Annotated in this window: 13 protein-coding genes; 9 read left to right on the forward strand and 4 right to left on the reverse strand. The window is 71.6% G+C overall.

The features are described from left to right. Window positions 1-83: 83 nt before the first annotated feature. From EV190_RS06295 to EV190_RS06330, 8 genes are all read left to right on the forward strand, one after another. The gene (locus EV190_RS06295) at window positions 84-791 is read left to right on the forward strand and encodes an NUDIX hydrolase (RefSeq protein ID WP_133740735.1); all 708 of its coding nucleotides are present in this window, start codon (window positions 84-86) and stop codon (window positions 789-791) included. A 335-nt stretch (window positions 792-1,126) separates the two neighbouring features. Continuing rightward, complete coding sequence (locus tag EV190_RS06300) at window positions 1,127-1,783, forward strand: HAD family hydrolase (protein ID WP_208113074.1); 657 nt, start codon at window positions 1,127-1,129, stop codon at window positions 1,781-1,783. A 309-nt stretch (window positions 1,784-2,092) separates the two neighbouring features. Continuing rightward, on the forward strand, window positions 2,093-3,253 hold the full coding sequence (locus EV190_RS06305) for an ABC transporter ATP-binding protein (RefSeq protein ID WP_133740519.1): 1,161 nt from the start codon (window positions 2,093-2,095) through the stop codon (window positions 3,251-3,253). Then, window positions 3,246-3,953, forward strand: coding sequence for an ABC transporter permease (locus tag EV190_RS06310; protein WP_133740520.1), 708 nt, complete (start codon window positions 3,246-3,248; stop codon window positions 3,951-3,953). The genes EV190_RS06305 and EV190_RS06310 overlap by 8 nt, the downstream gene beginning before the upstream one ends. Next, window positions 3,950-4,624 (forward strand): ABC transporter permease, encoded by a 675-nt coding sequence (locus EV190_RS06315; RefSeq protein ID WP_133740521.1) that lies wholly within the window; start codon window positions 3,950-3,952, stop codon window positions 4,622-4,624. The genes EV190_RS06310 and EV190_RS06315 overlap by 4 nt, the downstream gene beginning before the upstream one ends. A 63-nt stretch (window positions 4,625-4,687) precedes the next feature. Continuing rightward, window positions 4,688-5,602 (forward strand): ABC transporter substrate-binding protein, encoded by a 915-nt coding sequence (locus EV190_RS06320; RefSeq protein ID WP_133740522.1) that lies wholly within the window; start codon window positions 4,688-4,690, stop codon window positions 5,600-5,602. Between the two features lie 203 nt (window positions 5,603-5,805). Further along, window positions 5,806-6,099: a hypothetical protein gene (locus EV190_RS06325; protein ID WP_133740523.1), complete on the forward strand. Its 294-nt coding sequence runs from the start codon at window positions 5,806-5,808 to the stop codon at window positions 6,097-6,099. Further along, entirely contained in the window at window positions 6,075-6,491 is a 417-nt protein-coding gene (locus tag EV190_RS06330) for a DNA-binding protein (RefSeq protein WP_133740524.1), read from the forward strand. The genes EV190_RS06325 and EV190_RS06330 overlap by 25 nt, the downstream gene beginning before the upstream one ends. 239 nt (window positions 6,492-6,730) lie before the next feature. Here EV190_RS06330 and EV190_RS06335 read toward each other — a convergent pair whose 3' ends face one another. The 3 genes from EV190_RS06335 to EV190_RS06345 form a co-directional block, all read right to left on the reverse strand. Beyond that, entirely contained in the window at window positions 6,731-7,228 is a 498-nt protein-coding gene (locus tag EV190_RS06335) for a flavin reductase family protein (RefSeq protein WP_133740525.1), read from the reverse strand. Continuing rightward, on the reverse strand, window positions 7,225-8,937 hold the full coding sequence (gene sppA / locus EV190_RS06340; protein WP_133740526.1) for a signal peptide peptidase SppA: 1,713 nt from the start codon (window positions 8,935-8,937) through the stop codon (window positions 7,225-7,227). The genes EV190_RS06335 and sppA overlap by 4 nt, the downstream gene beginning before the upstream one ends. A gap of 76 nt (window positions 8,938-9,013) precedes the next feature. After that, a complete protein-coding gene (locus tag EV190_RS06345) occupies window positions 9,014-10,213 on the reverse strand; it encodes a glycoside hydrolase family 18 protein (RefSeq protein ID WP_133740527.1) in 1,200 nt (399 codons plus the stop codon). A 106-nt stretch (window positions 10,214-10,319) separates the two neighbouring features. On the opposite strand from EV190_RS06345, the gene EV190_RS06350 reads away from it, so the two are divergent. Continuing rightward, entirely contained in the window at window positions 10,320-11,027 is a 708-nt protein-coding gene (locus EV190_RS06350) for a hypothetical protein (RefSeq protein WP_133740528.1), read from the forward strand. A 68-nt stretch (window positions 11,028-11,095) separates the two neighbouring features. Here the strand turns inward: EV190_RS06350 and glgB are convergent, their stop codons facing one another. After that, window positions 11,096-13,279, reverse strand: a complete 2,184-nt coding sequence (gene glgB / locus EV190_RS06355; RefSeq protein WP_133740529.1) for a 1,4-alpha-glucan branching protein GlgB — start codon at window positions 13,277-13,279, stop codon at window positions 11,096-11,098. Between the last annotated feature and the right edge of the window lie 91 nt (window positions 13,280-13,370).

Here is a 13,370-nt window from a genome sequence, read left to right on the forward strand (position 1 = left end):
GGCAAAAACTCGACGCAGCTTAACATGACTTCCAACGGACGGAAGGGACCGGGGTGAACATCGACGAGGTCGGCGAGAAACTCGTGAGCGGTCTCCAGGAGCGTTCCTCCGGGAGCGGGCCCAAGGCGGCCCACGAAGTGCTGGCCGTGGTCTTCCAGATCCGCCAGGACCGGCTGTGCGTGCTGGTGTGGCGGCGCGGCCGTCCGCCGTGCGAGGGGCTGTGGGCACTGCCCGGAGGGCGGCTGGGCGCGGCGGAGGGGCTGGGCGAGTCGATCCGCCGCCAGCTCGCGCAGAAGGTGGACGTGCGCGACCTCTCCCACCTCGAACAGCTGGAGACCCGGGGCGATCCCGACCGGGACCCCTTCGGCCGCACTCTCGCGACCGCCTACCTGGGGCTCGTCCCCGCCGGGATCGACCCGGTCGTCCCCGTCGACACCGAGTGGCGGCCGGTCCCGGAGCTGCCGCCCATGGCGTTCGACCACGCGGCCATGGTCGGCTCGGCCCGGCGCCGCCTGCGCGCCAAGCTCTCCTACACCAACATCGGTTTCGCGCTCGCGCCGCCCGAGTTCACCATGTCCGAGCTCTCGCGCTACTACCGCGCCGCGCTCGGCCACGACGTGGCGGCCACCAACCTGCGCCGGGTCCTGCTGCGCCGGGGGCAGATCGAGGAGACCGGGCAGAGCGTGCCCTCGGGGCGCTCGGGCGGGCGGCCCGCCGCGCTCTTCCGGTTCCGCGCCCGGAGCCTGGAGATCACCGACGCCTTCGCGGTGCTGCGCCCGCCGAGCGGGTAGGGAACCTCCGGCGCGGGGGTGACTCGGGCACCGGTGTTTCGGGGGCCTTTCGGCCTCATGCCGTACGGATCACGGGGTGACGGCGGACGGCGACGGCGAGCGGGGGCCGGGGGTGGGAGCCATCCTTCCCGACGTCCGTGGTGTCCGTTCCTCCCGGTGATCTTGACCTTTTCGGGGTCCCAGAGACGGTTGAGACCTCGAAAAGGTCAAGATCACCGGGAGGCAGGGCCCGAACCACCCCCGCGCCGGAGCTTCCCCAGTGGCCGCGAAGGCCGCCGCCGGAGCCGCGGGCGGCAGCCGGAACCGGCGCGCTCCCTTGTGTTAGCGTCCCTTTTGTGACGATCCGCAGCGTAGTTTTCGATGTCGGTGAGACCCTGATCGACGAGACCAGGATCTTCGCCCGGTGGGCCGACCGCCTCGGGGTGCCGCACCTGACCTTCTTCGGGGTGCTCGGCGGGGTCATCACCGAAGGGCGGCCGATGCTGGACGCCTTCAGACTGGTCAAGCCCGGGTTCGACCTGGGGGCCGAGACCGCCGCCTGGCGGCGGGACGAGCCGGAGTCGCTGCGCGAGGACTTCGACGAGGAGGACCTCTACCCGGACGTGCGCGCCGCCCTGGGCGACCTGCGCGCGCGGGGGGTGCGGGTGCTCGTCGCCGGGAACCAGCCGGTGCAGGCGGGACCCGCGCTGGAGGCCATGGGCCTGCCGGTGGACGCCGTCCACATCTCGGACGTGTGGGGGGTGGCGAAGCCCGCCCCGGAGTTCTTCGCCCGGGTCGTCGAGGAGGCCGGCGCCGACCCCGACCAGATCCTCTACGTGGGCGACCGCCTCGACAACGACGTCCTTCCGGCGAAGGCCGCGGGCCTGCGCGCCGCGCTGCTGCGCCGCGGGCCCTGGGGCTACCTGCACGCCGAGCGGCCCGAGGCCGAGCAGGCCGACGTCATCCTCTCCGGCCTGTCCGAACTGCCCGACTGGGTGGCGAAAGCCGACTAGAGAGTCCCCGGGGTGGGGGTGATTCGGGCACCGGTGGTTCCGTTGACGGTCTTGGGCTTTCTGCCCTTCCCGGCCCCGAAACGGGCAGAAAGCCCACGGTCATTCCGAGCGGGGGCGGAACCAGCCCTCGAACCGCCGCCTCCGAGACCCCGGAAAGGCCAAGACAGCGGGGGACGTCCGCTTTTCCCGGAAAGAGAGAAAAGTGGCAAATGTTAGATTTGGTGGTCCGAGTGGTTTGGGGTGTGAAACAGGGGGAACGAGGGTGCGCATGACCGAACGGCGGCTCTCCCAAGGACACGTCCACGTCCCATGATCACCTTCGCGGGCGTCACCAAGCGTTACCCCGATGGCACCACGGCCGTCGACGACCTCCACATCGAGATCCCCACCGGGCGGATCACTGTCTTCGTCGGCCCCTCGGGCTGCGGGAAGACCACCTCGCTGCGGATGATCAACCGGATGGTGGAACCCACCTCGGGTTCGATCGCCATCGACGGCCGGGACGTGCGGGCGCAGGACCCCGCGGTACTGCGCCGCTCCATCGGCTACGTCATCCAGCAGGCCGGGCTCTTCCCGCACCGCACCGTCGTCGACAACATCGCGACCGTGCCGCTCCTGCTCGGCTGGAAGAAGGCCGGGGCCCGTGCGCGCGCCCGGGAACTGATGGAACTGGTGGGCCTCGACCCCGAGCAGGCCGGGCGCTACCCGCACCAGCTGTCCGGGGGCCAGCAGCAGCGCGTGGGCGTCGCCCGGGCCCTGGCCGCGGACCCGCCCGTCCTCCTCATGGACGAGCCGTTCAGCGCGGTGGACCCGGTCGTGCGCACCGGCCTCCAGGACGAGCTGCTCCGGTTGCAGAGCGAACTGCGCAAGACCATCGTCTTCGTCACCCACGACATCGAGGAGGCGGTCCGGCTCGGGGACTCCATCGCGGTCTTCCGGCCAGGCGGCGTCCTGGCCCAGGCCGACGCGCCCGAGCGGCTCCTGGCCGAGCCCGTGGACGCGTTCGTGGAGGGCTTCATCGGCTACGACCGGGGTGTGCGGCGGCTCTCGTTCTTCCCCGCGCGTCTGCTCGACCTCCACACGGACGCGATCGTCGGCGAGGGCGCCCCGATCGCCCGCGCCCGCGAAGTGGCCCGGAGCAGTGGCGAGCCGTGGCTGCTGGCGGTGGACGGGGAGCGCCGCCCGCGCGGCTGGGTCGCCGCCCGGGACCTGGAGCGCGGCGCCGTCGGCTCCGTCGACGCCGTCGGCGACCTCGACCTCGTCGGCTACGGGCACGTCTTCACCGTCGCCACCGACTCCCTGCGCGCCGCCCTGGACGCCGCCGTGCTGTCGCCCGCGGGGCGCGCCGTCGGGGTCGACGAGGAGGGCCGGGTCGTCGGAGTGGTCGCCCAGACCGACCTGGGGTCGGCCATCTGGGCGGTCGGCACCGACGACGCGCCGACCACCCGACCGGTGGGCCGGAATGGGTGACCAACCGCTGGTCCGGTGGGACTGGATCACCGGGAACCTGGTCGACCCGATCGGCACGCGGCTGCTGGAGCACCTCCAGCTGTCACTGTCCCCGATCCTGATCGGCCTGCTGCTCGCCGTGGTCCTCGGCGTGGCCTGCGCGCGCTGGCGGTGGCTCTACCCGCCGGTGTTCACCGGCGTCAACGTCCTGTACGCGGTGCCGTCCATCGCGCTGTTCTTCCTGCTGCTGCCCTACACGGGATTCGGCCCGTGGACCGCGATCATCCCGTTGAGCCTGTACACGCTGGCGATCCTGGTGCCCAACGTGGTGGACGGCCTCGGCCAGGTCCCCGACCACGTGCGCCAGGCCGCCGTCGCGATGGGCTTCTCGCCGCTGCGCAGGCTCGTCCAGGTGGAGTTCCCCATCGCGCTGCCGGTGGTCATCGCGGGCCTGCGGGTGGCGGCCGTGGCCACCATCAGCATGGTCAGCGTCGCCTCCCTGGTCGGGCTCGGCGGACTCGGCCAGCTGATCCTCACCGACGGGTTCCGGCGCCAGTTCACCACCCCGATCGTCGTGGGGATCACGCTCTCGGTCCTGCTGGCCTTCCTCGTGGACGGGGTGCTCGTGCTGGCGCAGCGCCTGCTCACGCCGTGGACGCGCGACCACGGGGCCGCGGCCGGGCGCGGGAGCGCCCGAAGGGGAGAGGGAGCCCGGACGTGAACATCCTTCTCTCCTTCTGGGAGTGGTTCGGCGACCCCGCGCAGTGGTCCGGTGCCGCCGGCATCCCGGCGCGCCTGGCCGAGCACGTCGGCTACTCGGCGCTGGCCCTGCTGCTCGCCGCCCTGATCGGCATCCCCATCGGCCTGGCCACCGGGCACACCGGCCGCGGGGGCTTCCTCACCGCGAGCCTGGCCAACATCGCCCGCGCGCTGCCCACCATCGGCGTCCTCATGCTGGTGGTGCTCGCCGCCGGGATCGGCCTGCTCCCGGTGATGGTCGCCCTCGTGGCGCTGGCGGTACCGCCGGTCATGGTCAACGCCCACGAGGGGGTGCGCGGCGTCGACCCGCAGCTCAGGGATGCCGCCCGGGGCATGGGGATGCGCGGCTGGGAGGTGCTGCTCAGACTGGAGCTGCCCGTGGCGCTCCCGCTGGTCCTGCTGGGGCTGCGCACCGCGGCCGTCCAGGTCGTCTCCACGGCCACCATCGCCGCCTACGTCGGCATCGGGGGTCTGGGCCGCTTCATCGTGGACGGCCAGGCGCGCAGGGAGTTCGACATGGTGGTGGGCGGCTCGCTGCTGGTCGTCCTGCTCGCCGTGCTCGTCACCGCGCTGTTCGCCCTGCTGCGCCGGTTCCTGGTGGCCCCCGGTCTGCGCGGGGCGGCCACGGGGTAGCCGCCCGGTCCCGCACCCCGCGTTTCCGTGAGATCCTCCGCGATACAAGAAGAGAGCGACACAATGCGAGTTCTGGCACGGCCCGTCGCAGCGGGCGTACCGCTCCTGCTCCTGCTCACCGCATGCGGCGGTGGCACCGACCCGTTCGCCGGGGGCGAGGGCGCCGACGGCGCGCCCGAGGCCGGGACGGTCGTCGTCGGCTCCGCCGACTTCCCCGAGAGCACCCTGCTCGGCAACATCTACGCCCAGGCGCTGGAGGCCGCGGGTGTGGACGTGGAGACCAGGTTCAACATCGGCAGCCGCGAGGTCTACTACGACCAGATCGCCTCGGGGAACCTGTCGGTCTTCCCCGAGTACAACGGCGCGATCCTGTTCTACCTGGACCCCGACGCCACGGCGTCCGACACCGAGGGCACCAATGCGGCCGTCGCCGAGGCGCTGCCCGAGGGCCTGGAGATCCTGGACTCCTCAGAGGCGGAGAACAAGGACTCCCTGAGCGTCACCCGGGACACCGCGCGGGAGCACGACCTGGCCACCATCGCCGACCTGGAACCGGTGGCGGGGGAGCTGGTCCTGGGCGGACCGCCCGAGTTCGAGACCCGCACCCAGGGCGTGCCGGGACTCCAGGACCGCTACGGCCTGGAGTTCCAGGAGTTCCGGTCCCTGGACATCGGCATCGTCTGGCAGGCGCTCCGGGACGGCGACGTCGAGGTGGCGAACCTGTTCACCACCGACCCCACCATCGTGGCCAACGACTTCGTGGTCCTGGAGGACACCGAGAACCTCTTCGGCTCGCAGAACGTCACCCCGCTGATCCACAGCGACAGCGTCGACGACACCGCGCGCGCGGCGCTCGACGCCGTCTCCGCGGAACTCACCACCGAGGTCCTGCTGGAGCTCAACCAGCGCGTCAGCATCGACCACGAGGACCCGGACGAGGTGGCCGCGGACTGGCTGGAGTCGGCGGGCCTGGTCTGACCGGGGCTTGACCGCCGGCTCCCGCGTCGAACTCCTCGATGGTCGTGACGTCAGCGTCCTGAAATCCGCGATTTCAGGACGCTGACGTCACGACCATCGAGGGTGACGGCTGCGAGAACCGGGTGATCAAATCTCAGTGAGAAGAAGAAGGAACCTCCGCTCTTCCTACTTCTTGGAAGTTCTGCCAGTGGTAATCTCCTTGCATGAGTGACATCGATGAACTGCGTCCAGGGGAGGGAAACGCGACCAAGGTCAGCGTTTCCCTCCCTGAGGGAACCGTGGCCGCGGTCCGCAAGCGAGTGGGGAGCAGGGAGTTCTCCAGTTACGTGGCGGAGGCGATCGAACAGCAGCTGCGCCGCCAGGTGCTGGCGGAGGTTGTCGCCGAGCACGAGACAGAGAACGGGCCTGTCCCGGAGAGGTCTCGGAAGAAGGTCCGCTCCGCGTGGCATGACGCCGAGCGGAGGCACGCCGAATGGTCCGTAAAGCAGAGCGCGTGAGTTCGGGGACCCTTGTCCTCGACAGTCAGGCACTCTCACTGCTCCTGCGCTCGGACGCGGACCTGATCGCCTACATCGATGACGCGCGTGATCACAACATCGCCGTCGTCATCAGTTCCATGACGGTCATCGAGGCACGAGACACCCGGATCAAGACGGCACGACTGAACTGGGTGCTCTCCGGCCTCGAAGTCAGAGAGGTCACCTTGGAAATCGCGCGGGCGGCCAGTGACCTCCTCGGCCGATCCGGACTGCACGGCCACCACCATGCCATTGACGCGGTTGTCGCGGTGACCGCCATGCGGGAGCCAGGGCCGGTGCTCGTCGTCACCAGCGACCCTGACGACCTGCGGCGCCTTTGCGACGACAGGGTCGCGATCAGCGCGATCTAGCTGGTGTCCTGCCTCTGGAGTCCACCCGGTGATCGTGATGCCGGTGTCCTCATCGTCGAGAGGATCACCCGGTCACAGGATCGCGGCGAGGATCAACCCCACGAGGAGAATGCCGAGGATCGTGTACATCGTTTCCATGTACCCATTGGACTCCGTTGCGGCCCAGGAGTGAACTGACGCGCCAGGAGTATGGACGTAACATTTGAGTGACCCAGAGTTGCCTCTCTAGAGAGTTTCGTTCAGGCCAGAGTGCGGTACCGGCTGCCGTACCGGACCAGCGGACCGGGGTCGGTGGCCGTGGGGCCGACGCGGGGAAGGGCGTCCACGGCGGCCAGGTAGACGGTGTGGTCGCCCGCCTCCACCTGCTGGAGAAGCGAGCACTCCAGCGCGGCGATCGCGGTGTCCAGGACGAGCGCGCCGGTGCGCTCGCCCCGGTGGTGGGGCTCCCCGGCCAGCAGGAGGCGGGCGCTGGGGCGGCCCTCGGCGGAGAACCGGCCCGCGATGGCCTTGTGCCGGGCGCCCAGCACGTTCACCGCGAAGCGGCGCCGCCGCTCGATCACCTCGGCGAGGTAGCTGCTCGACAGCACGCTGAGCATGACGACGGGCGGCTCGGCGGAGATCGACGCGAAGGCGTTGACCGTGCTGCCGATGTCGTCGCGGTCGTCGGCCACCGTCACCACCGTCACCCCGGTGGCGAACCGGGCCAGCGTCTCGGCGAACTCGGCCGCCGTGATCAACGGATCTCCCAGGTCCCGGGCATCACCAGAGGGCCCGCCGCGGGCAGCCCGAGGCGGGCCGACGCGGCGGCCAGCGGCCCCCACGCGCTCAGCCGCGCCCGCGCCGTCGCGGCTCTGTCCTCACTCGACTCGGCCGGGACGAACCGCTCCAGCGGGCCCAGTCGCGGGAAGTGGCGCACCGCGGCGGTCGACGGCAGGCCGCCCTTCTCGCGGGCCAGCCGCACCGCCGTCTCCATCCCGCCGAGCTCGTCCACCAGGCCCCGCTCCAGGGCGTCGCGGCCCGTCCACACCCGTCCGCGCGCGACCTCGTGGACCTGCTCGCGGGTCATGCCGCGGCCCTCGGCGACCTTGGCGGTGAAGTCGTCGTAGATGTGGTCGAGCATCGCGTCGACGCGCTCCCACTCGGAGTCGGTGAAACGACGGCCGCTGCTGAACATGCCCGCGTGCTCGCCGCCGTCGATGGAGTCGCTGGTGATGCCGAGCCTGCCGAGCAGCCCGGACAGCACCGCCTTGCCCATGAACACGCCGATGGATCCGGTGATCGTGCCGGGCTGGGCCACGATCGCGTCCGCGCCGACCGACACGAAGTAGCCGCCCGAACCGGCGACCTCGCCCATCGACACCACGACCGGGGTCCCCGACCGGCGGGTCAGGCCCACCTCGCGCCAGATCACGTCCGAGGCGGTGTACGAGCCGCCGGGGCTGTCCACCCGGAACACCACCGCGCGCACCTGCGGGTCGGCCCGGGCCGCGCGGAACGCCGCGGCCACGGTGTCCGAGCCCATCGCCGCGCCGCCGCCGAGGGGGGACCGCCTGCTGCGGCCGGGGACGACCTGGCCCACCCCCGAGACCAGCGCCACGTAGCCGCCCCGGTGCACCGCCGGGACCCGGTCGACCAGGGAGTGGGCGCGCTGGTAGCGGGAGACGTACTGAAGGTGCGCGGGCCCGTCGGCGGACGGCCAGCGGCCCAGCAGCTCCGCGTAGATCTCGTCCCGGTAGCCGAGGCGGTCCACGAGGCCGGCCTCCAGCGCTTCGGCGGCCAGGAACGGGCCGCGGTCGATGAGCGAGCGCGCCTCGTCCGCGGAGATCCCCCGGCCGGTGCTGACGCCGTCCACGAGCTGCTCGGTGAACGACTCGACGATCCGCCCGCTGGCCTCGCGGTGCGCCTCGGTGAAACCGCGCTCCTTGAAGACGTTGACGGCGGTCTTGTACTCGTGCCGGGCGCCGATCTCGTACTCGACGCCGAGTTTGTCGACGGCGTCGCGGAAGAACTTGTTCTCCGCGCTCAGGCCGGTCAGCCCCACCGCCCCCGACGGCAGTAGCACGATCTCCTCGAACGCCGTGGCCAGGTAGTAGGGGATCGACCCGGGGCCGAACTCGCCGAACGACTCGCTCCAGGCCACCGTGGCCTTGCCCGAGCGGCGGAACATGTCGACGGCCTGGCGCAGCTCCTGCACCTTGGCCATGCCGATCGGGTTCCCGCCGATCCTGACGACCAGCGCCTTGACCCGGGGGTCGTGCGCGCCCCGCCGGATGCCCTCGACGGTGTCGGACAGCCGCTGCCGCCGCATCGCCAGGATCTGGCCGAGGGGGTCGCCGGGGGCCTCGTCGGAGACCCCCTCGGCCAGGTCGAGTTCGAGGACCAGCGGAGCGGTGCGCCGCCGACGGATCTTGGACACGGGTTCGAGCAGCTTCGCGACATCCACCATGCCCCCAGGCTAGCCGCTGAGCCGGACGGGGTGCGGGACCGTCCACAGGCGGGCCGGGAGGCGGCGGGACGCCCGCTCACCCGTTCATGGCGCGCACCAGGGAGCCCTGGGAGTCGTCGTTGTCCAGCGACCACAGGCTCAGGCCGCCCAGCCCCAGGTCCCTGACGTAGGCGGCCTTCTGGCGGATGAGGCCGGGGTCGTCGTAGCTCCAGAACTCGTCGCCGTCGTAGAGCCACACCGCGCCGTTGTCGGGGTCGCGGAAACGCCTGCCCGGGCGCCGGGCGAGCGTCTTGTAGTCCTCGTCGCCCGGTTCCCAGGCGCCCGGGGCCAGGTCCGCGGCGCGCTGGTAGAGGCCGTCCCGCCGGCTCCGGACCCCGCGCCAGCCGCGGCCGAAACCCGGGACGCCGACCACGAGCCGGTCCGGCGGAACGCCCAGCTCCAGGTAGTTGACGACACCGGCGTCCACGCTGAGCCGGTCGGGGGAGGGGTCGTCGCGGGGGGTGTAGAGCTGTGAGGCGTGGTTGGTGGTCAGGTCCCAGTCGCCGTTGAAGTCGTACCCCTGGACGATCCCGAAGTCCAGGTAGCGGAACAGCTCCGGCTCGATCCCCGCGTCGCTGCGCGCCCTGTCGGCGGGCAGGTAGGCGCTGATGCCCGTCGGGCGCCCGGTCCGCTCGGTGAAGGCGTCCAGCTGGCGTCGGGTCTCGGCCAGCAGCAGGGTGAAGTTGCGCCGGTCCTCGGGCCGGGTCACGTTGTGCGCGTTGCCCTCCGAGGCGGGCCACTCCCAGTCCAGGTCGACGTAGTCGAAGATCCCCGCGGCCACTCCGGGGCCGCCCTGGGGTTCGCCCGGCAGCACCGGGAGGTTCCCGTCGAAGTAGGTGGAGACCACCGAGGCGGCGAAGGCCGCGCGCGACTCGGGGGTGAGCGCGGCGTTGGAGAGGTACCGGGAGGCGTTCCACCCGCCGAAGGAGATCCCGACCCTGAGGTGCCGGTGCCGCTTCTTCAGCTTGCGCAGCTGGTTGAAGTTCCCGGCCAGGGGCTGTTCGTAGGAGTCGCCCTTGCCGTCCACGCTCTCCGAGGCGCCGAACCGGCACTGGTAGTCGGCCCAGGCGTCCCCGGTCGCCTCGTCGGTCATGACGCAGACGCCGTCTTCGTCCAGCTCACCGAAGGCGTAGGTGAGGTGGGTGAGCTTGGCGGCCTGTCCGCTGGAGTGGACGTCCCGCAGGAAGTAGCGGCGGTCGTAGATGCCCCATTGGGGGAAGTAGCCGACGATGCGCACCGGGAGTCCTCTCGCACGGGGGGCGGTTGGCGTACGGGGTGTGGCACAGAACGCCAGATTCGCCCGCTATCGTCGTTGAGGTCAAGCGTGTAGAGAAGGGAATCGCATGTCCGGCAAGCCAGGCCGAGCGCGGTTCGAGGTCGGGACCCCCACACGGCGTGCCCCTGTCCGCGCGGCGGCGGCCCTGGCGGCCGTGGCGCTGCTCGCGGCCGGTTGCGGCGGATCCGACCAGGCTTCGGAGATCCCGTCCGCTCCCGAGCCCGACACCACGTACGGCGGTGTCGTCCCGGCCGCGCAGGCACCGGCGCCCGAGGGCTTCACGCCTTTCGAGATCGAGGGCGTGAGGATCAACGCCCCCGAGGGCTGGGAGGTCGACCAGGCGGACGGGCGGCTGTGCATGCGCCCCCCGGGCCAGTCCGAGTGCGGGTACGGCGCGATCGAGGTGCTTCCCAAGGCCGCGGAGCGGAACCCCGGCAACTGGCCGAAGAAGGGCGACGCCTTCCACCAGGACGGCGGTTGGGCGGCGGACACCTCCAAGTGCCGCAGCCTCAACACGGCCGCGGCCGGGGACGTCGGGGTCGTGAGCGCCGAGCTCGCCCTGGTCGGGGACGGCCTCACCACGCACGCCGACGGCCTCAAGTCGCACTACTCGACGTGGACGGTGACCTGCGAGAACAACGACACGTTCGAGGTGCGGCTGTGGTTCCTGCCGCAGAGCGACGTGGCCGTGTACGCGTGGTCGGTGGACCAGCAGTACGAGGGCGTCTACCTGGCGGTCGCCGAGTCGATGGACGTCACGGAGTACAACAGCTAGCGGGGTCTCGCCGGGCCGTGTCCGGCCGCACCGGGCGGTACCGGGCGGGGGCACGGCCCGGCGGGGCGCTACTGGTCCTCCCCTCCGTCGAACACCAGCCATGACGCGCCCAGGGGCGGGAAGGTCACCACGGCCGAGGCGGGCTGGCCGTTCCACGGGACCTCGGTCGCCTCGATGAGGCCCGGCTGGGAGACGCCGCTGCCGCCGTAGGCCGAGGCGTCGGTGTTCAGGACCTCGCGCCAGCGGCCCGTGTGGGGGAGGCCGACACGGCGCTCGGGGTGCGGGCCGCCGCTGAAGTTCACCAGGCAGGCCAGCACCGAGCCGTCGTCGCCCCACCGCAGGAAGGACAGCGTGTTGCCGCCCGCGTCGCCGCCGTCCAGCCAGGTGAAACCCTCGGGCGCGGTGTCCAGCGACCACAGCGCCGGGGTGTCCCGGTAGACCCGGTTGAGCTCGGCCACCAGCTTCTGCACCCCCGCGTGGTGGCCGTACCGCAGCAGCCACCACTGCACCCCGGCCTCGTGCGACCACTCGTCGCCCTGGCCGATCTCGTCGCCCATGAACAGCAGCTGCTTGCCGGGGTGCGCCCACATGAAGGCCAGCAGCGCCCGCAGGTTGGCGCAGCGCTGCCACTCGTCGCCGGGCATCCTGCTCAGCAGGGAGCCCTTGCCGTGCACCACCTCGTCGTGGGAGAGCGGCAGCACGTAGTTCTCGCTGAACGCGTACACCATCGAGAAGGTGACCTCGTTGTGGTGGTACTGGCGGTGCACCGGCTCCTTCTGCAGGTAGGACAGGGTGTCGTGCATCCAGCCCATGTTCCACTTGAAGCCGAAGCCGAGCCCGCCCGCGTCGGTGGGCCGGGTCACGCCCGGCCAGGCCGTGGACTCCTCGGCGATCATGGTGATCCCCGGGCTGCGGCGGTAGGCGGTGGCGGTCAGCTCCTTGAGGAAGTCGATCGCCTCCAGGTTCTCCCGGCCGCCGTAGGCGTTGGGCGCCCACTCGCCCGACTCGCGGGAGTAGTCCAGGTAGATCATCGAGGCCACGGCGTCCACCCGCAGGCCGTCGACGTGGAACTCCTCCAGCCAGTACAGCGCGTTGGCGACCAGGAAGTTGCGCACCTCGGTGCGGCCGTAGTCGAAGATGAGCGTGCCCCAGTCGGGGTGCTCGCCCCGGCGCGGGTCGGGGTGCTCGTACAGCGCGGTGCCGTCGAAGCGGGCCAGCGCCCACTCGTCCTTGGGGAAGTGCGCGGGAACCCAGTCCAGCAGGACGCCGATCCCCGCCTGGTGCAGCTCGTCGACCAGGTGCCGGAACCCGTCCGGGTCGCCGAAGCGGGAGCTGGGCGCGTAGTAGGAGGTGACCTGGTAGCCCCAGGAGCCGCCGAACGGGTGCTCGGCCACGGGCAGGAACTCCACGTGCGTGAAGCCCATGACGCGGACGTAGGACACCAGCCGCTGGGCGAGCTCGGTGTAGGACAGGCCCGGCCGCCACGAGCCCAGGTGCACCTCGTAGACGCTCATCGGCCTGCGCGTGGCGTCCGCGATCTTGCGCTCGGCCAGCCAGGCGTCGTCGCGCCACTCGTAGCGGGAGGTGAACACCACCGAGGCGGTGTCCGGCGGCACCTGGGCGGAGAACGCCATCGGGTCGGCCTTCTCGCGCCACACGCCGTCGGCGCCCAGCACCTGGTACTTGTAGAGGGCGCCGTCACCGACCCCGGGCACGAACAGCTCCCAGACGCCGGCGGAGCCCAGCGAGCGCATCGGGTGCGCGGTGCCGTCCCAGTGGTTGAAGTCCCCGGCGACCCGGACGCCGCGCGCGTTGGGCGCCCACACCGCGAACGACGTGCCCGAGGTCTCGCCCAGCGCCGACGGGTGGCGCCGGGTGTGCGCGCCCAGCGCCCGCCACAGCTCCTCGTGCCGCCCCTCGCGGATGAGGTGCGTGTCCATGTCGCCGAGCGTGGGCAGGAACCGGTACGGGTCGTCGACGACGATCTCCTCGCCGTCGTCCGAGTAGCGCACCGCGAGCCGGTAGTCGGGCACCCGCGATCCGGGGACGGTGCCGGTGAACACGCCCTGGCGCAGGTGCGTCAGCTCGATCCGGCCCCCGTCCTCCAGCAGGACGTGCACCGACCGGGCCAGCGGCCGCAGGGCGCGCACGGCGACCCCGTCCGGCCCCGGGTGCGCGCCGAGCACGCTGTGCGGGTCATGGTGGTGTCCGGCGACCAGCCGGTCGATCTCGGTGGTGAGCGCGTCGTTCATCGGCCATCCGTAGCGTTCGGGGAGGGGCGTTCTGGACGTGTGCCCGCGAGGGGCCTTCGGGGTCTTCCGGGAAGCGCGTCCCGGGACCGGT

It is taken from the genome of Actinorugispora endophytica (genome assembly GCF_004363075.1).
In the GTDB taxonomy this organism is placed as follows: domain Bacteria; phylum Actinomycetota; class Actinomycetes; order Streptosporangiales; family Streptosporangiaceae; genus Actinorugispora; species Actinorugispora endophytica.